This is a genomic window from Bacillus sp. CD3-5 (genome assembly GCF_006349665.1).
Classification (GTDB): domain Bacteria; phylum Bacillota; class Bacilli; order Bacillales; family Bacillaceae_G; genus Bacillus_A; species Bacillus_A paranthracis.
In genome coordinates this window covers 191694-209182 of sequence record NZ_VEPX01000003.1, presented here as the reverse complement: position 1 = coordinate 209182, position 17489 = coordinate 191694, and the positions used below count along the sequence as shown (strand labels likewise).

The following is a 17489-nucleotide window of genomic DNA, read 5'->3' as shown; positions in this document are numbered from 1 at the left end:
GAGCACGTTGGGGAAACTTAGTTTTACTTTTAATAATATTAGAAAAGATTATATTCAAATGCTGGTTGGAAGAAAACGTCCTTCATGGGCTCCAGTTAAAAGAAAATTAGTAAGAGTCCCTCATCGTGCAGGGGCTCTTTTTATTAATACAGAAACGGAGGAACGTCGTATTGATGTTCCTCTTGTCATTAAAGCAAAAAAAGATATGGCGGATTTGCAAAAGATAAAAGAAGATTTAGCAGATTGGCTATATACAGAGCAACCAGCTGAACTTATTTTTGATGATGAGTTAGACAGGACTTATTTAGCATTAATTGATGGTTCTGTTGATTTGGACGAAATAGTCAATAGAGGTAGAGGTGTTATTACTTTTGTTTGTCCAATGCCGTATAAATTAGGTAAACAAAATACTCATACGTTTACTCAAAACTGGTCCACTGAAATCACTACTTCTTTCGTCAATCAAGGTAATGTAGAAGCGCCTCCAATTATTGAGATTGAGGCCAAGAAACCGAGTACATTTTTAGATGTATGGTTTGGTGAGTATCCGTATAATCGTGATTATTTTAGAATCGGTTATCCGTTGAAAACAGAGCAACTACCTGTAGAGAGAAATCAAAGGCTGATATGGGATGAAATGACTACCACTGTTGGGTGGAGTAAAGTAAGTTCAATGGAAGATGGCAACCCAGTCGGTGAAATGAAATCAGACGGTTATCAATTTTATTGCTCTAATTATGGTACAGGGACAGGAAAAGGATGGAATGGTGCAGCTGTTAAAAAAAATATACCTAATGGGCCAGTGCAAGATTTTATTATGCAGGCTTATGTTACATGTAAAAGTAAACGTATCAATGAGATGGGTCGAGTGGAAATAGCGATATTAGATGAAAACAGTAAAGTGCTTTCGAAAATAGCTATGACTGATGTATTTTGGCAAGCTGAACAAAACTTCGGAACAATGGTAATCGGTTATGATAATAAACCAGGAAGAAGAAGTTTAATTCATGAAAGTGGAGATTATCCAAACACTTGGAACCAGTATCAAGGGCGATTGTGGATAGCTAGAACAGGAAATGTATGGGAAGCGTATATTTCGAAATTCCTCCCGGGGACGGAAAAAGATGATTCTGAACGATTTGTGCGGTGGACGGATGAAAATAACTATCACATGGAAAAAGCGGCGCAAATTCAAATCAGTATTATGCAATGGCAAGATGTACCGCCAGTAGAAGCGATGACCGTTTCAGATTTAAAGTTTTGGAAAGTGAATTTAAATACTCAAAATAATCCGCCTTACATTTTTGATACGGGAGACAAGATTATAATTGATACAGAAAAAAGTCTTGTAACCATTAACGGTAAAAATGCGATTAATTTAAAAGACATTTTTAGTAATTTTCCAAATATCATACGTGGTGAGAATCGTATTGATATAATGCCACCAGATGTTAAAGCGACTGTTAGTTATAGGGAGAGATACAGATGAGAACACCAAGCGGGATTTTGCATGTTGTGGATTTCAAAACAGATCAAATCGTTGCAGCTATTCAGCCAAATGACTATTGGGATGATAATAGGCGTTGGGAACTAAAAAACAATGTTGATATGCTGGATTTCACTGTTTTTGATGGAACTACTCATTCAGCTACACTACAACAACAAAATCTTGTTCTAAAAGAAGTTCGCGATGGAAGAGTTGTACCATATGTCATTACAGAAACAGAGAAGAATTCAGACAAACGATCCATTACCACATATGCTTCAGGAGCTTGGGTTCAAATTGCTAAATCAGGCATTATAAAACCACAAAGGATAGAAGGTAAAACAGTAAACGAATTCATTGATATGGCTCTTGTAGGCATGAAATGGAAACGTGGAAAAACAGATTATGCAGGTTTTCACACTATGACCATTGATGAATTTATGGATCCGTTAACTTTTTTAAAGAAAATAGCTTCTTTATTCAAGTTAGAAATTCAATATCGCGTTGAGGTTCAAGGGTCACAAATAGTTGGATGGTATGTTGATATGATTCAAAGGCGTGGCCGAGATACTGGTAAAGAAATAGAGTTGGGGAAAGATTTGATAGGTGTTACACGTATTGAACATTCAAGAGATATTTGTACAGCACTAGTCGGATTTGTAAAAGGTGAAGGCGATAATGTAATTACCATTGAAGGTATTAACAGGGGACTTCCGTATATTGTTGATAATGATGCATTTCAACGATGGAACGAACGTGGTAAGCATAAGTTTGGTTTTTATACGCCAGAAACAGAAGAGTTAAATATGACTCCGCAACGTTTAATGACATTAATGGAAATAGAACTGAAAAAACGTATTAATTCTTCAGTTTCGTATGAAGTAGAGGCACAATCGATTGGTCGCATTTTCGGACTAGCACATGAACTAATCAATGAAGGCGATACAATCCGAATCAAAGATACAGGCTTCATACCTAAGCTATATCTTGAAGCTCGTGTTATTGCTGGTGACGAATCATTCACTGATCCTGCACAAGATAAATACGAATTTGGGGATTATCGAGAGATAGTAGACCCAAACGAGGAACTAAGAAAGATTTACAATCGAATCCTTAGTAAATTCGGTGAGAAACAAGAAATGTTGGATCAGCTAGATAAATTAGTGAAAGAAGCCAATGAAACAGCAAGTAACGCTAAGAAAGAATCAGAAGCAGCGAAAACACTTGCCGAAAAGGTACAAGAGAATATTAAAAATAATACTGTTGAAATTATAGAAGCTAAGAATCCACCGACAACAGGTCTTAAACCTAATAAAACGCTTTGGCGTGATATTAGTAACGGAAAGCCCGGCATTTTAAAAATATGGACAGGTACAGCTTGGGAATCGGTTGTACCAGATGTTGAATCAGTTAAGAAAGAAACACTTGAGCAGGTTAATAAAGATATTGAGTCCACAAAATCAGAATTAAATCAAAAGGTTCAAGAAGCACAGAATCAAGCTACAGGACAATTCAATCAAGTACAGGAAGGTTTACAGGGTGTCAGTCGTACAATTTCTAATATCGAAAACAAACAAGGTGAAATTGACAAGAAAGTAACTCAGTTTGAACAGGATTCTAATGGATTTAAAACTTCTATCGAAACGTTAACGAAAAAAGATACTGAAATAAGCAGTAAATTAAATACAGTAGAGCAAACTGTGGAAGGCACAAAAAAGACGATATCCGATGTACAGCAAACAACAAGTGAGCTTAAGAAAACAACAACTGAAATAGAAGAAAAAGCTGGGAAGATTAGTGAGAAGCTAACAAGTGTAGAAACAAAGGTTAATAACGATAAAGCTGGAGGGCGCAACCTTTTACTAGATTCAAATGTTAAATACGAAAAAACAGAATACCTAATCAATCAATATTCTCTAACTGAAAATTTCTTTGCAGGCGAGGAATATACTTTTGTGATTAAGGGAAGTGTCCCACAAGGTCAGAAATTTGGGATTTGGCAGAATGGCGGTTCGAATAATGTTGGATATGCAACAAGTGTTTATGCTAACGGAATAACGTATGTAACCTTTAAAGCTGTTGCAACTACAAGTGGGAATGAACGAAAGTTAAGCTTATATAACTATCCAAGTAATACTACAAAGGCAACTGTAGAATGGGTTGCCCTGTATAAAGGGAATAAGCCACAGGATTGGACGCCAGCGCCTGAAGAACAGGTAACAACCGATGAATTCACCAAGAAAACCACTGAAATTACAAGAAGTGTAGATGGTATCAAAGAAACGATAACAAAAGTAGAAAATAATCAAAGTGGATTTGATAAGCGTGTTGCTACTGTAGAAAAAGATGCAACTGCTATTAAACAAAATGTCTCTTTAATACAAGATACGCAGACAGAACAAGGAAGACAATTACAAGAGGCAAAGGCTGGATGGGAAAATACTGCAAAAGCACTTGAAGGTAAAGTTGAGCTTAAACAAGTGGAGGATTATGTCGCTGGGTTTAAGATCCCTGAGTTGAAGCAAACAGTTAATCAGAATAAACAAGATTTATTAGATGAATTAGCTAATAAGCTTGCAACTGAGCAATTTAACCAGAAGATGACTCTGATTGATAACCGTTTTACTATCAATGAACAGGGTATCAATGCCGCAGCAAAAAAGACAGAGGTATATACAAAAGAGCAAGCAAATGGACAATTTGCCACATCATCTTATGTAAGAGATATGGAAACCCGTCTTCAGTTAACTGAAAAGGGCGTTAGTATATCTGTAAAAGAAAATGATGTAATAGCAGCATTCAATATGAGTAAAGAAAACATTACTTTGAATGCAAATAGAATTAACTTAAGAGGTTTTATTACAGCTGATCATATTAAAGGGCAGGTTTTAGAAGGAGTAACACTTAAAACGAGTGGAAACAGATTTGTTGAAATAAATAAACAAGACATGAAGATTTTCGATTTAGATAAGCCACGTGGTTATATAGGATTTATGGAGACAAATGATGGAAGTATTCAACCTTCATTAGTCCTTGGTTCTGACAATAATAAATACAAGGGTACAGGATCGTTCTATATTTATCAAACGACTCCACGAATAAATGGTATCGAACAACCTTCTAAAGCGTATGCAAAATTTGGGATTTCTAAAGGGGAAAATGCAGAAGGGAATAATATATGGTCAAATTATATTCAAATGCAGAATGACGGTGGACATCTGAGCGTATATTCAGATGGACAATTTCGTTTTAAAAACTTGAATGATATTATTTTTGAATCTGAAGGATGGGCTCCAGGATATGGTTACTTCTCTGTAACTACAACTGAACCGCATATTTTTACAAATAACTCGGGGCAGTTTACTTTCAAAAGAAAAGGCAGTGACTATAAAATACATTTCATAAACGGCGCCACCGATCATGATTTAGTCATGGGTAATGCAATGATAAGATCAAGTTTTGTACAAGGTTATAACAACGGCTTGCAGATTAAAGATATGATGGGTCAAGGGTGGAAAGATATAGAATTAAGAACACTGCGAGCTAAAGAAAATATATCTGCTACAGGGCGTATGTGGGCGCAAGAATTTATCCCTAGTTCTTCTCGTACGCTTAAAACGAACATAGAAGACCTTCCATTCTCCGCTTTAGATAAAATCAACTCTGTAAACATTAAACAGTATCACTTTATAAGAGATGTTGAACGCTTTGAGTCAGGGGAGTCTATTACACTTCCAATTAATTACGGTATGATTGCGGAGGACTCTGACGATGTATTCACCACACCAGAGAAAGACGCTGTAACACTTTATAACTCGGTTGCAATTTCTATTCAAGCAATACAAGAAGTTGACTTTAAAGTTGAAAATCTTCGATTTGATCACGGTATGTTGAAGCAGGAACTTGAGGTACAAAGGCAAGAACTTGAAGCGCAAAAACTTAAGGAGGTGGATCAAGATAATCGAATCGCGGCACTAGAAGAATTGGTAAGAAAATTGATGAATGAAACACCAACAACAGAAAATACAACGCAAACAGAGCAGCCATAAGCTGGTCTTTTTTTATTGTCTAAAAAGAGGTGATCAAAGTGGAAGGATTACAAGAAGTAAGAAGTGATGTTCAAGAAATCAAGCAAGAAATTAAGGAAATAAGATTAGAAGTGAAAAGCTTAGAAATACGCACAACAGGTAACGAAAAAGACATTATTAATATCAACAAACAGTTAGATAAAATCAGCGCCAATACTACTTGGATTTTACGACTTATAGTTGGTGGAATTATTGGTGGTATTCTCACTTTCTTAATGAAAGGAGGTGGTATGTAATGGTTAGTTTAGCTGTAATGATTGGTATTGTAGTTGGTCTCTCACAAATCGTAAAAACAATTGGATTACAAACAAAATATGTTCCGTTATTAAATTTAACGCTTGGCATTGTGCTAGGCGTTTTATTTTTGGACGGAGATATCAAAACAAATGTATTTCAAGGAATCATCATTGGTCTATCAGCAAGTGGATTATTTGACCACACAAAAATTATGAAAAAGGATGCTGATATAAAATGAAAAAAACATTAAAACATATTTCTTCTGTAGTCTTTGCTGTTATTTTAGCTTTATCCGTTGCAACAAGTGCTTTTGCTGATAGAAAACTGATTATTCCTGATCTACCGAAACAACCATACCGTAATGGTGTAGGTGCTTATGAGGGCGTTGTAGCACATTCTACAGCAACTCCTGAAGCGCCAGCTATTAATATTCAAAAGTATGAGTCTCGTACGTGGCGTTCAGCATTCGTGCATTATGCAGTTGATTGGAATGAAACAATCCAAATTGCTGATACGAAATACATTGCCTATGGCGCAGGACCAGGAGCAAATAAACGATTTGTTCACGTAGAATTATGCGAAACAAGAGATTATGAGAAATTCAAACGAAGCTATGATAAGTACGTTAAGTTATTGGCTAAAATCCTTCGTGACCGTGGAATATCAGTAGAAAAAGGACTGTGGACTCACTACGATGTGACGAAATATCTTGGTGGTACAGATCATGAAGATCCACTTGATTACTTAAAGTCTCATGGCGTTTCAGAAGCTCAATTCCACGCTGATGTACAGCGCGCATATAATAACTCTAGTGTGGAAGTTTCCGTTCCTGATAAGCCATCTAAACCAGCAGAAGTTCCAACGGCTGTAACAGATGGTATTGCTTATATTGAAGGTTACAATGTTAACTTACGTAAAGGACCTGGTACAAGTTATTCTAAGATTCGACAGCTAAATAAACCGGAATCTTATGTTGTATGGGGTGAAAAGGATGGTTGGTTAAATCTTGGTAGAGAGCAATGGATTAAGAACGATCCATCTTATGTGAAGTTTAGTAAGAAAAGCACAGTAGATTCATCAATTGTAGGTAAGCGTGTTGTTTCTAAAGTTAATAATTTACGATTCTATGATGCTCCATCTTGGCAGGAAAAAGATGTTGCTGGTTCTGTAGATGCAGGATTAGGTTTTACAATTGATGCAAAAATAAACGTCAATGGATCCCCGCAATACAAAGTGCACAATAGTAAAGGTAAAACATACTATGTCACAGCAAGTGAAGCCTATGTGTATGTGAAGTAAAAAGACAAGAGCCGTCCTGTTGGGCGGCTTTTTATACTTTATTTTTTAGAAGCTCTATATCCAGCAGCTTTTGCATCAGCTTCAGAACAGAACGTTTCTTCAGCATTTGTTTTATCATAGAACTGTTGACCAGGCATATGGTAAATTTTCTCACCTCTACTATTTTTATTACCTTTAATAGTGCAAGTTCCATTTTGTTCTGTTACTTGATTTGTTTTGGGTGGAGTAACAACTTCTTGTTTCTTTTGTTGCTCTTTTTGTTTTTGCTGTTCTTCTCTTTGTTTTTGAAGTTCCTGTTGTCTTTTTTGTTCAGCTTCTTGCTTTTTTAATTCTTCTTGTTGCTTCTGAAGATCTTGTTGTTTTTTTTCCTCTTCTTTTACTTCCTCAGATTGTTTTGATTCCTCTTGCTTAATAACAGTAGAGGCTTTTTCGGATTTATCACTATCCGAACTTTTTGTACAAGAGCCTATTAAAATAATTAATAAAATGATGATACCTAAACAACCTAAACATCCACACCCTCGGCGTTTTTTTTCTTCTTTTTCATTTGTTGTTTTTTCCATTTCTATCCCCCTAAATATTGAAAATTTCAATATTTAGTATAACAGATATCGAAAGGGGAGTATTGAAAAGTTTTTATTGAATGCATAACTTTTTAATAATTTGAAATTGAAAAGTGGTATTGTAAATTCACAATAATGATACTTGATTACAAAAAAAAGTTGTTTTAATTATAATAAGGTTGTTAAGAACTTTAAAAAGGTAGAGGACAATGTTGAAACGGGTAATAGTAAAAAACTTTGTCATTTATCAAAATTTTTTCAGAAGGTATCGGTACATTTTCAAAATCTATCAATATTAAAAACACCCGACATCTTTCAATCAACAAAAATCGGGAAAGATATTTTTATTTTGTCCATAATGTGTTTGAAAGGAAGGATTTAGAATGGATTGGTTAGAGAGAATGAATCGCTCGATGAATTATATTGAGCAAAATTTATCGAATGAAATAGATGCAAAAGAAGTAGCGAGGTTAGCTTGTTGTTCAGAGTATCATTTTCCTAGAATGTTTTCGTCTATTACAGGTTTTACTTTGTCGGAATATATAAGGCGTAGACGTTTATCACAAGCTGCATTTGAACTTCAAAATGATAATTTCATTCGAATTATTGATCTTGCGCTGAAGTATGGATATGATTCACCGGACGCATTTAGTCGGGCTTTTAAAAGCCTTCATGGGGTGACTCCAACAGAAGCGAGACGTAAAGGGGTTGAATTAAAAGCCTTTCCGAGAATTTCCTTTCAAATCACGATTAAAGGGGATGTGGAGATGGAGTATAGAATTGAAGTGCTAGATTGTAAGGTTGAAATTGTAGGAGTGAAAGAAAAAGTCATAACTGAGGCTGCCTTTCGTATGATTCCGACATTATGGGAGGAAGCAACAAAAAGTGGATTATTGAAACAACTTATAGATATGTCGTGGGAAAATCCGCAATGTAAATTAGAAGGTCTTTTAGGTGTATGTGGAAAGCAAGCTGCTATAACAGATGAAACATTTGAGTATATGATGGGATGCCGTTACCAAAGCGAATATACTATTGGCATGGAGAAGATTATAATCCCTAAAAGTACTTGGGCTGTTTTTCCAAATGTCTCTGATGCATGGAAACGCCTCTATACAGAATGGCTACCTACCTCTGGATATGAGTTGGTAGATCTTCCTTGTATTGAAAATTATTTAGCACCTGATCGAAATCCGAGTAGTGAACTTTGGGTTCCAGTTATTCAAAAATAATGATAATGTGTGATGAGATATGGTTGATGAATGCTCAACTAGATGATAAATGGTGGTATGAAGTTAAATAAAACAAAAGAATAGTTTGATTAACAAAAATAGCCGTCAAATGACGGCTATTTTTTATTGTTCAATTATTGTTGCGCTAATTTTAGGCATTCCTGTTTTATCTTTTTCATCGTAGGCACCATAAATCGTTACTGTTGCACCTTTTGATATTTTTAATCCACTTTTGAGTGTTATTTCATTTTCATTTGATTGCACACCACTTTGTGCGATTTGAATAGTGTACCTACCTTTTCCGTCATTTTCATTTGTACTTATGACAAAAGAAGGTAGCACTGAAGATTTAAGTAATAAATCTACCGTTCCCGTAGCTTTAAGCCTTTTTCCTTTTTCATATTGATCTCCATTTGCTTTAACAAAACTAACTTCTTCAGCATCTTGCTTTATCTTCTTATTTAATTCATCCTGAGATGTTAAATCTTTTTTAGTTTCTTCTTGAGATTTGACGTTTGTTTTTTCCCTTGATTCATTTTCTTTGGAAGAATCACAAGCTGTTAGACCTAAAAATAGGGTACTTCCGACACAAAGACTTATAAGTTTTTTATACATTTTCATTATCCTCCTCTATCCAAATTTCTTCCATGTGCAATTTTAATTCTTTTGCAATTTTGTAAGCTGTGAGAAAACTAGGGAGCGTCGTGTTATTAACAAGTGAGCTCATTGTAGTTTGACTAATTCCAATAAGATTTGAAAATTCCTTTTGACGTATTTCTCTTTCAGCAAAAATAACACGAAGTTTACATTTTAATCGCACAATATCACCTCTTTAATTATATACAATTCGCATATGGAAATGTGTCCTCCTTTAATTTAATCAACGAACATTTAGAAAAGTTTAAATGGACAGGCAATATAACTACTTCTAAGTCATATACCTATATCAAGACCACAAGGAACACCAAGTGGAACTAAGGTCATCACGAGGGGAGATGGTTACATGCGTTGGCAGTATAATCACTTGAACACAACTCAATATTTACATCCTTCAAAAGAACTAAGAGATCTGTACAATGAATCAAGATCAAGAGTAGAAACAGAATCTATTCTAAATCACATGAAAAATCATGAAGTTTATGATCGAAAAGAATATAAGGGGTATTTCAGTTTGTCACAGGTATTAGAAGAAGATTTATATGGAGAGGAAGAAGATATTTTAGACTGGGAAATTCTAATGGATTGTTATGATGTCATTCTTACGAGAAGAGGTATTGCATTTCGTGAAAAGGAAGAGGAGGAATAATCCATGACATTAGCAGGGGAAGCGATAATAATTTGGACAGCGACAGGCTTGTCAGTAATAGCGATAAAGGTAGCAGAGAAAATGGGGAAGAGTGTTCCACATTGGCTTCCGCATATCACCTTGTACACGACACTTACAGGCTCGTTCTTATATCTTCTACGTTATGTTCTCACTTTGTTTCTATGAGAGAATGCCAAGTGGAATTTAATTATCGTGCAGAACATAAGGTTTTTAGCTTGTACGTTCGTATTCCTTGAAACAGGGATATATACCCTCTATAAGAGGGATATAGGGAGTGATTTTATGTTTGAATTATTATCGGTACCGCTGGCGGCAATACTTTTCGCTATATTCGGTGATAAGTTCAAAAATAAAGAGGATGACCGGAAAAAGATACAAGTATTTTTTGAAGTAAGTGGAATTGCAATTAGGAGTAATGAAAAATTACAGTATCCAGTTTTTATTGAGCAAAAAGAGGATGATCGTAGTACGACTTATGTGTATCGATTGCCAGTAGGGATGCCGTCAAAAATCATTCAAAAGGTAGAGGATGTTGTAAGTGAAGGATTAAGTAAGCCCGTACGGATTCAATATGATAATTACAAATTGAATATCCGTGTGTTTTATAAAGATGTTCCGGATAAATGGGACTGGGAAGTTGGTTTGATAAAGAAAGGGAAATGGCAGGTTCCCATGGGGCAAAGTTTAGAAAGATTAATATATCATGACTTTGATAAAACACCACATATGGCATTAGGTGGACTTACGCGAATGGGTAAGACAGTATTTTTAAAGAATGTATTTACTTCGCTTACCCTAGCGCAACCAGAGCATATTCACTTATACATTATTGATTTAAAAGGTGGTTTAGAGTTCGGTTCATATAAGCATTTAAAACAAGTGGATTCCGTTGCAGAGAAGCCTATAGAAGCTTTTATGGTATTAAGCGATATTCTTAGGAAGATGGAAGAGAAGATGCAATATATGAAAGCCAGACATTACACAAATGTTGTAGAAACGGATATGAAAGAACGATATTTCATCATAGTAGACGAAGGGGCGGAGCTTTGTCCTGATAAAAGTATGAAAAAAGAAAAGCAAAAACTATTAGGAGCGTGTCAGCAAATGCTCTCTCATATTGCTCGTATAGGTGGAGCGTTAGGATTTAGATTAATTTTCTGTACACAGTATCCAACAGGAGATACATTGCCACGACAAGTAAAACAGAATAGTGATGCGAAATTAGGGTTCAGATTACCAACTCAAACAGCTTCTGGTGTTGTGATAGATGAATCAGGATTAGAATCGATAAAAAGTATTCCTGGACGTGCAATTTTTAAAACAGACAGGTTAACTGAAATTCAAGTCCCTTACATTAGTAATGAAATAATGTGGAACCATTTAAAACAATATGAGGTGGAAAAACATGAGGATGCAAACACACCTGAAAATCAACCGTCAAATGGCGATACTTGCGACGATTAGAAAGTTACAATTTGCAACAAGAAGGCATTTAATGTGTGTTCACGAAATGGGAGGGATTAGGAATGCAAATAGGATAATGAATGATTTATCTATTTACACAAGTAAAGTGATTCACAACAAAGAGTATGTTTATTATTTAAATCAATCAGGACATAAGTTATTTGGTGAAGGTAAAGTCGTTCATCATAGTAAAATGTCACATGCTATATTACGGAATGAAGCTTGGCTACATTTATTTTGCCCAGATGATTGGCAAGTAGAAACAGAAATTAGATATATAAAAGATAATAAAAAGAAGAAGATAATTCCTGATGTGAAATTTCGTGACGAGGACAGAATACTTCATGCTGTAGAAATAGATCGTACCCAAAAGATGGTGGTCAATGATGAGAAATTAAAATGTTACGAGGAGCTTACTAAAATATATAAACAAAAATATAACGGAAAAGTGCCAGTTATTCATTTCTTTACCATAACCAAATATAGAGAAAAGAAATTAGAACAACTGGCAGCGAAATATGATGTGTTTGTAAAAGTATATGTAATTCAAGAAATTTAATTCTGTAGGAGTTAACAGGGATAGTAAATGGGAATATATATAAGAAGAGAGTGATCGTAAACGACCACTCTCTTTTGACCACGCAGACCACATTGACCACAACTTGTACCACATTTATTATTTACTTTATGTCCATTTTGTCTAAAATAGAAAATATAGCTGGACAAGAATACACGTTTTATCACATAATGGACACAATGCATCTTTAGAGGTGTAAAGAAAAAACATTGACAAATATAAAATGGCTAGCTATAATTTTGTTTGTTGCCTTGAGGTGATATGATATGAAATGGTCCATCCATCAATTGAATAAATTGAGAAATAAAGGATTGACATTGGATGAGATGGTAGATGTAAGTGAGCTAAAAGAGGTCGAGAAAGATATTCGTGAAATTAATCCTGTTCACGTAACAGGAAGAGTTGATTTTGGCTCCGGTAAGTTTACGTTCCATCTACATATAACTGGAAGCATGGTTTTACCATGTTCTCGCTCTTTAGTAGATGTGACATTACCATTTGACATTAAAACAACTGAGGTGTTCCAAACTTCACAAGAAGAATTTGAAACTGAAGCTGAAATTCATTGTTTAGAAGGAGAAGTACTTGACTTACTGCCCGTAATCAAGGAAAATATACTTTTGGAGATTCCAATGCAAATTTTCAGTGATGATGTTTCTGGTGGAGCACCGACGCAAGGTCAAGACTGGCAAGTGATTTCGGAAGAAGACAAAGAAAAGCCTGTTGATCCAAGATTGGCAGGACTTGCAAAGTTTTTTGACAAATAATCGGAAGACTGGTTCAGGCCTTCATATGAAAATAACTATTTCTTTTAAGGAGGTGGGAAGAATGGCTGTACCTTTTAGAAGAACTTCTAAAACAGTAAAAAGAAAGCGTCGTACGCATTTCAAATTATCAGTACCTGGTATGGTAGAGTGCCCAAGCTGTGGTGAAGCGAAATTAGCTCACCGTGTATGTAAAGCATGCGGTACTTACAAAGGTAAAGAAGTAATCAGCAAGTAATTGCGGGAAAATAAACGTAGAAGATATCTTCTACGTTTATTTTTTTGTCTTATTCTTCATTTGTTGTATTCTATCTTTTCTAGTAACTGCATATGTTTAATAAAAAATGCATAGGGAGGACTAGAGAGATGGCGACAACAAGACAAGATGCTTGGACTGATGATGAAGATTTGCTTCTGGCAGAAGTAGTACTCCGGCATATTCGAGAAGGTGGAACGCAATTATCTGCCTTTAAAGAAGTGGGAAGACATTTATCACGTACACCAGCAGCATGTGGCTTTAGGTGGAATTCTTACGTTAGAAAGCAATACAAAGAACGTATTGAAGAAGCGAAGCAACTGCGTAAAGTGGAAAATTATGAAGTGAAAGAGACAAAGGTATTAGAACCTACGTCAATTACATTGAATGATGTTATTGATTTCTTGCAAAATTATAAAGATGAAAACTCTTTAGTGGTGTTGCAACAGCAAATTGAATCGTTACAAACAGAGAAAGAGAGCCTGTTGGAGCGATTATCAGTATATGAGGAAGAATATAGAACATTGCTTGATTATATTGATCAAAAAAGAAGTGTAATGGTAGCGGAAAGAAATAGCGCTCGTTCGAATGGGAAATTAGAGAAGTTAAAGAAATAAAAAAACAGCTGCTATGTAGCTGTTTTTTTTATTTCTTATGCAGACTCTTCGTTTGTAACCGCATTCAAATTTGTTTCTGGGTGCCAAACGTAAAAATCACCATCAGGTACTGACACAGGTTGGAAATTTAATTTATCCCAAAAACCAGCTGAATGGATACGTGCGATCGTTTTAATTGGGAACTGCAGTCCCTTCGCATAATTTACAAGCATTTCTCCGAATCCTTGTTTTTGGAAAGTTGGTAATACTTCAAGTTTATAAAGTTCTAGGTAAGTACCTGTAATTTCGAATGGTTCCCCGCCGTTCCTTTTCATGTATAGACTCATACGTGCAATGAGTGATCCGCCGTAATAAATACCGTAAAATGGAGATTCACTATTGTTTTCAATAATGTTTGCTTGTAATTCTTCTAACATGGATAGTTCTTGAGCTCCGCAGCCTTTAAATTTTTTAAACTCGTCTAATGTTTTATAATTGATGAGCAAGCGCTCAACTTTTGGGAATCCCATAACATCACATCCTTTTTGTCTCGTTGAATGCAGAAAAGTGAAAATATTTATAATAATATTATAACTCATTTTTTTATTTTTATGAAGATGATAGTGTATTTCTTTTATTATTTTTTTGAGGATTTGCTAAACTAAGAGTAGAAGCATAGTAATAAGTAGTATATACATATTGAAAGAAGAGGTGGCATTTGATCATCTTTAGTTAATTATGATTCCGTATGAATCGGGGGTTCGCGGAATAAAAGAGGAGGGGAAAAAGGGACTTATGTATCGTGTTCAAATGAGTTCCTTGTGTGAAAATGAAAATTGGAGTTGTGGGACCGGGAGCTATTGGTCTATTGTATACATTTTATTTACAAAAAAGTAATCAAGATGTTACGTTGTTTACAAGGACAGCTAAGCAGGCTGACGAATTAAATATAACGGGTGTAACTTGTATTAGGGAGGGGAAACGTGAAACGGTATTCCCGCCAGTATTACCAATAGAAAGTATGCTAGACCAGCAGCTAGATTATATATTTATTGCTGTTAAGCAATATCATATAACTGACATACTACCTTTTGTGCGAGGGAAATCCTCAGTAGTCTTTTTGCAAAACGGAATGTCACACCTTCATGCTATGCAGAAAATAGAGAATGAAAATATTGCAGTTGGAATTGTAGAGCATGGTGCGAAAAAAGAAGAAAGACATATCGTTTATCATACAGGGATAGGTGTAACGAAGTTTGGAATCGTGCGCGGTCGGTCTATACATTTTGAAAAAATATTTAATTGCTTTCCTTTTCCGTATTTTCCAATTCGAATAGAAGATAATTGGAAGGATGTTATGCACAAAAAATTAGTAGTGAATGTATGTATCAATCCATTGACGGCATTATTACAGGTCAAGAACGGAGAATTGATCACGAACCCGTTTTTTTATCAGATGATGGAGCAAGTATTCCAGGAAGTCGTTTTTCTCGTTAAAGAAGAAAAAGAAATGGTATGGGAAATGGTACGCCATGTATGTGAAAGAACATCTCATAATACATCATCTATGCTGGCAGATGTAAGGGCGAATAGACAAACAGAGATTGGTGCGATTGTTGGATATGTATTAGAAGAAGCTAAGAAACAGCAACGATCCGTTCCGACACTTCAATTTTTGTTCGATGCAATAAAAGGGTTAGAAGTAAAAGTATAAGTGTAATTCTTTGCTTTTATGTGAAACATTGACTACAATGTGGATTGGTGAGAGAACAGGATACGAAAGGAAGAATTATATGGAGATAAAAGAAATCTCTGTTCCGCAACAAGGTGTTGTAGCGGACTATATGAACGGTAAAAAAGAGATACAGTCGTGTTTTGATTATATGTTAACAGAAGATGCTTTTAAACAGCGTGTACAAGATTTGCGTGAGAGGGAGTTTTTCCGCCAAGATTTAGTAGCGCATTTATTAGAATATAATACAAAATTACAAGCGGGAGAAGCTACAATTCAAAATGTAAAAGTGCTTGAAGATGAAGATACATATGTTGTTATAGCTGGACAACAAGCTGGGTTATTAACTGGGCCACTTTATACGATTCATAAAATTATTTCAGTTTTACAGCTTGCGAAGGAAAAGGAAGAAAGTTTAGGCGTTAAAGTTGTTCCTGTTTTCTGGATTGCTGGTGAAGACCATGATATGGATGAAATTAATCATACTTTTGTAACGAAGAATAAAAAAATAAAAAAGACCATTTTTCATGATCGTAATCCGAAAAAGGCGAGTGCTTCAGAGTCTGAGCTTTCTTTGGAAGACTGTAGAAAGTGGATTGAAGAAATTTTTAAAACATACCCTGAAACGAATTTTACAAAGGATGTACTGCGATTTATTGATGATTCTTTACGGAAATCGAATACGTATGTAGATTTCTTTGGTCACCTTATTATGAAAATGTTCATAAATTCTGGTTTAATTCTTGTCGATTCGCATCATCCTGAATTAAGAAAATTAGAAGTGCCGTTTTTTAAACAAATTGTAAGTAAGTATAAAGAAGTGCAAGAGGGGCTTCATAACCAACAGGAAGTAATTAAAGAATTAGGATATAAGCCAATTATTGAAACAAAGTCTAATGCAGTACATATATTCATGGAAATTGATAATGAGCGAGTGTTGCTTGAAGACAATCAAGGGAAGTTTGTTGGGAAGGATGGGACGTATTCCTTTTCATATGAAGAATTGATTGAAGAGATGGAAAGAAGCCCAGAGCGCTTTAGTAATAATGTTGTAACGCGCCCTCTTATGCAAGAGTATGTATTTCCTACGTTGGCGTTTATTGGAGGTCCAGGGGAATTAGCTTACTGGAGTGAATTACAACAAGTCTTCCATACTATCGGTTTCCGAATGCCGCCTGTCGTTCCGCGTATTACAATTACTTATATAGAGAGGGATATAGCGACAGATTTACACGATTTACAATTGCAAGAGAGTGATCCGTTTTTAAATAACGTAGATAAGTTGCGTGATGATTGGTTATCTAATCAAATAGAGGAACCGATAGATGACCGATTTGTAGAGGCGAAAAAAGAAATAATGAATATTCATAAGTCATTACAACAGTTTGTGAAGAAAATAGATCCAGGGTTAAGTGCATTTGCAGGGAAAAATGAATTCAAAATTAATGAACAAATCGAACTGTTGGAAAGAATGTTGAAAAGAAATGTTGAGAAAAAACATGAAGTGCAACTAAACAAATTCCGTCGCATACAATTTGCACTCCGTCCATCAGGAGCGCCGCAAGAGCGTGTGTGGAATATATGTTACTATTTAAATCAGTACGGTTTAGATTTCATTGATCGTGTAATGGAAAAGCCGTTTTCTTGGAATGGAAAACATCACGTTATAAAACTGTAGAATCTTGCTCTTAGGAGCAGGATTTTATTTTTATCTCGTTGAATTTACTGTGAAGTGAAATTTTTCTGAATTATTAATTTAAAAACAGTGGATATTGCAATTATGCAGGATACTTAAATATATGACAAAATAGCACAAAATGTAAACGTATTATTATCTTTTTCGACAGTTTTTTATTTAAATTCCCGCA

Annotated in this window: 19 protein-coding genes; 15 read left to right on the top strand and 4 right to left on the bottom strand. The window is 35.2% G+C overall.

Annotation, left to right across the window (positions count from 1 at the left end):
* Nucleotides 1–7 precede the first annotated feature (7 nt).
* The 5 genes from FH036_RS08445 to FH036_RS08425 are packed head-to-tail and all read left to right on the top strand — an operon-like array spanning nucleotide 8 to nucleotide 7110.
* Nucleotides 8–1489, top strand: a complete 1482-nt coding sequence (locus FH036_RS08445) for a distal tail protein Dit (RefSeq protein ID WP_074543756.1) — start codon at nucleotides 8–10, stop codon at nucleotides 1487–1489.
* On the top strand, nucleotides 1486–5535 hold the full coding sequence (locus tag FH036_RS08440; RefSeq protein ID WP_074543755.1) for a phage tail spike protein: 4050 nt from the start codon (nucleotides 1486–1488) through the stop codon (nucleotides 5533–5535). The genes FH036_RS08445 and FH036_RS08440 overlap by 4 nt, the downstream gene beginning before the upstream one ends.
* 38 nt (nucleotides 5536–5573) lie before the next feature.
* The gene (locus tag FH036_RS08435; RefSeq protein WP_000398745.1) at nucleotides 5574–5810 is read left to right on the top strand and encodes a hemolysin XhlA family protein; all 237 of its coding nucleotides are present in this window, start codon (nucleotides 5574–5576) and stop codon (nucleotides 5808–5810) included.
* Entirely contained in the window at nucleotides 5810–6049 is a 240-nt protein-coding gene (locus FH036_RS08430) for a hypothetical protein (protein WP_000253959.1), read from the top strand. Before FH036_RS08435 ends, FH036_RS08430 begins: the two co-directional genes overlap by 1 nt.
* The gene (locus FH036_RS08425; protein WP_074543754.1) at nucleotides 6046–7110 is read left to right on the top strand and encodes an N-acetylmuramoyl-L-alanine amidase; all 1065 of its coding nucleotides are present in this window, start codon (nucleotides 6046–6048) and stop codon (nucleotides 7108–7110) included. The genes FH036_RS08430 and FH036_RS08425 overlap by 4 nt, the downstream gene beginning before the upstream one ends.
* A gap of 38 nt (nucleotides 7111–7148) precedes the next feature.
* Here the strand turns inward: FH036_RS08425 and FH036_RS08420 are convergent, their stop codons facing one another.
* Nucleotides 7149–7673, bottom strand: a complete 525-nt coding sequence (locus tag FH036_RS08420; RefSeq protein WP_074543753.1) for a sunset domain-containing protein — start codon at nucleotides 7671–7673, stop codon at nucleotides 7149–7151.
* Between the two features lie 383 nt (nucleotides 7674–8056).
* On the opposite strand from FH036_RS08420, the gene FH036_RS08410 reads away from it, so the two are divergent.
* On the top strand, nucleotides 8057–8905 hold the full coding sequence (locus FH036_RS08410) for an AraC family transcriptional regulator (RefSeq protein WP_074543752.1): 849 nt from the start codon (nucleotides 8057–8059) through the stop codon (nucleotides 8903–8905).
* Between the two features lie 123 nt (nucleotides 8906–9028).
* Here the strand turns inward: FH036_RS08410 and FH036_RS08405 are convergent, their stop codons facing one another.
* Together FH036_RS08405 and FH036_RS08400 are read right to left on the bottom strand one after the other, a co-directional pair.
* Nucleotides 9029–9520, bottom strand: a complete 492-nt coding sequence (locus tag FH036_RS08405) for a hypothetical protein (protein WP_074543751.1) — start codon at nucleotides 9518–9520, stop codon at nucleotides 9029–9031.
* Nucleotides 9513–9725 carry a helix-turn-helix transcriptional regulator gene (locus tag FH036_RS08400; RefSeq protein ID WP_001237240.1) on the bottom strand — a complete coding sequence of 71 codons (213 nt, stop codon included), beginning with the start codon at nucleotides 9723–9725 and terminating at the stop codon, nucleotides 9513–9515. The genes FH036_RS08405 and FH036_RS08400 overlap by 8 nt, the downstream gene beginning before the upstream one ends.
* A 183-nt stretch (nucleotides 9726–9908) precedes the next feature.
* Between FH036_RS08400 and FH036_RS08395 the strand changes: the two genes are divergently transcribed.
* The 7 genes from FH036_RS08395 to FH036_RS08365 all read left to right on the top strand — a co-directional run bounded on the left by FH036_RS08395 (nucleotide 9909) and on the right by FH036_RS08365 (nucleotide 13910).
* Entirely contained in the window at nucleotides 9909–10211 is a 303-nt protein-coding gene (locus tag FH036_RS08395; protein WP_001267634.1) for a hypothetical protein, read from the top strand.
* A 3-nt stretch (nucleotides 10212–10214) separates the two neighbouring features.
* Nucleotides 10215–10397, top strand: coding sequence for a hypothetical protein (locus tag FH036_RS08390; protein ID WP_074543750.1), 183 nt, complete (start codon nucleotides 10215–10217; stop codon nucleotides 10395–10397).
* 117 nt (nucleotides 10398–10514) lie between these two features.
* Nucleotides 10515–11696 carry an FtsK/SpoIIIE domain-containing protein gene (locus FH036_RS08385; RefSeq protein WP_074543749.1) on the top strand — a complete coding sequence of 394 codons (1182 nt, stop codon included), beginning with the start codon at nucleotides 10515–10517 and terminating at the stop codon, nucleotides 11694–11696.
* On the top strand, nucleotides 11638–12255 hold the full coding sequence (locus FH036_RS08380; RefSeq protein ID WP_002163540.1) for a replication-relaxation family protein: 618 nt from the start codon (nucleotides 11638–11640) through the stop codon (nucleotides 12253–12255). The genes FH036_RS08385 and FH036_RS08380 overlap by 59 nt, the downstream gene beginning before the upstream one ends.
* Nucleotides 12256–12539: 284 nt before the next feature.
* Entirely contained in the window at nucleotides 12540–13040 is a 501-nt protein-coding gene (locus FH036_RS08375; RefSeq protein WP_000872145.1) for a YceD family protein, read from the top strand.
* A gap of 61 nt (nucleotides 13041–13101) precedes the next feature.
* Nucleotides 13102–13275 (top strand): 50S ribosomal protein L32, encoded by a 174-nt coding sequence (rpmF, locus tag FH036_RS08370; RefSeq protein WP_001984764.1) that lies wholly within the window; start codon nucleotides 13102–13104, stop codon nucleotides 13273–13275.
* Between the two features lie 128 nt (nucleotides 13276–13403).
* Nucleotides 13404–13910, top strand: a complete 507-nt coding sequence (locus FH036_RS08365; RefSeq protein WP_000246478.1) for an RsfA family transcriptional regulator — start codon at nucleotides 13404–13406, stop codon at nucleotides 13908–13910.
* A gap of 35 nt (nucleotides 13911–13945) precedes the next feature.
* Here FH036_RS08365 and FH036_RS08360 read toward each other — a convergent pair whose 3' ends face one another.
* On the bottom strand, nucleotides 13946–14419 hold the full coding sequence (locus tag FH036_RS08360) for an N-acetyltransferase (protein WP_000506707.1): 474 nt from the start codon (nucleotides 14417–14419) through the stop codon (nucleotides 13946–13948).
* 293 nt (nucleotides 14420–14712) lie between these two features.
* Between FH036_RS08360 and panE the strand changes: the two genes are divergently transcribed.
* Together panE and bshC are read left to right on the top strand one after the other, a co-directional pair.
* Entirely contained in the window at nucleotides 14713–15603 is an 891-nt protein-coding gene (gene panE / locus FH036_RS08355; RefSeq protein WP_070806762.1) for a 2-dehydropantoate 2-reductase, read from the top strand.
* A 79-nt stretch (nucleotides 15604–15682) separates the two neighbouring features.
* Nucleotides 15683–17299 carry a bacillithiol biosynthesis cysteine-adding enzyme BshC gene (bshC, locus tag FH036_RS08350; protein ID WP_139895609.1) on the top strand — a complete coding sequence of 539 codons (1617 nt, stop codon included), beginning with the start codon at nucleotides 15683–15685 and terminating at the stop codon, nucleotides 17297–17299.
* Nucleotides 17300–17489 lie beyond the last annotated feature (190 nt).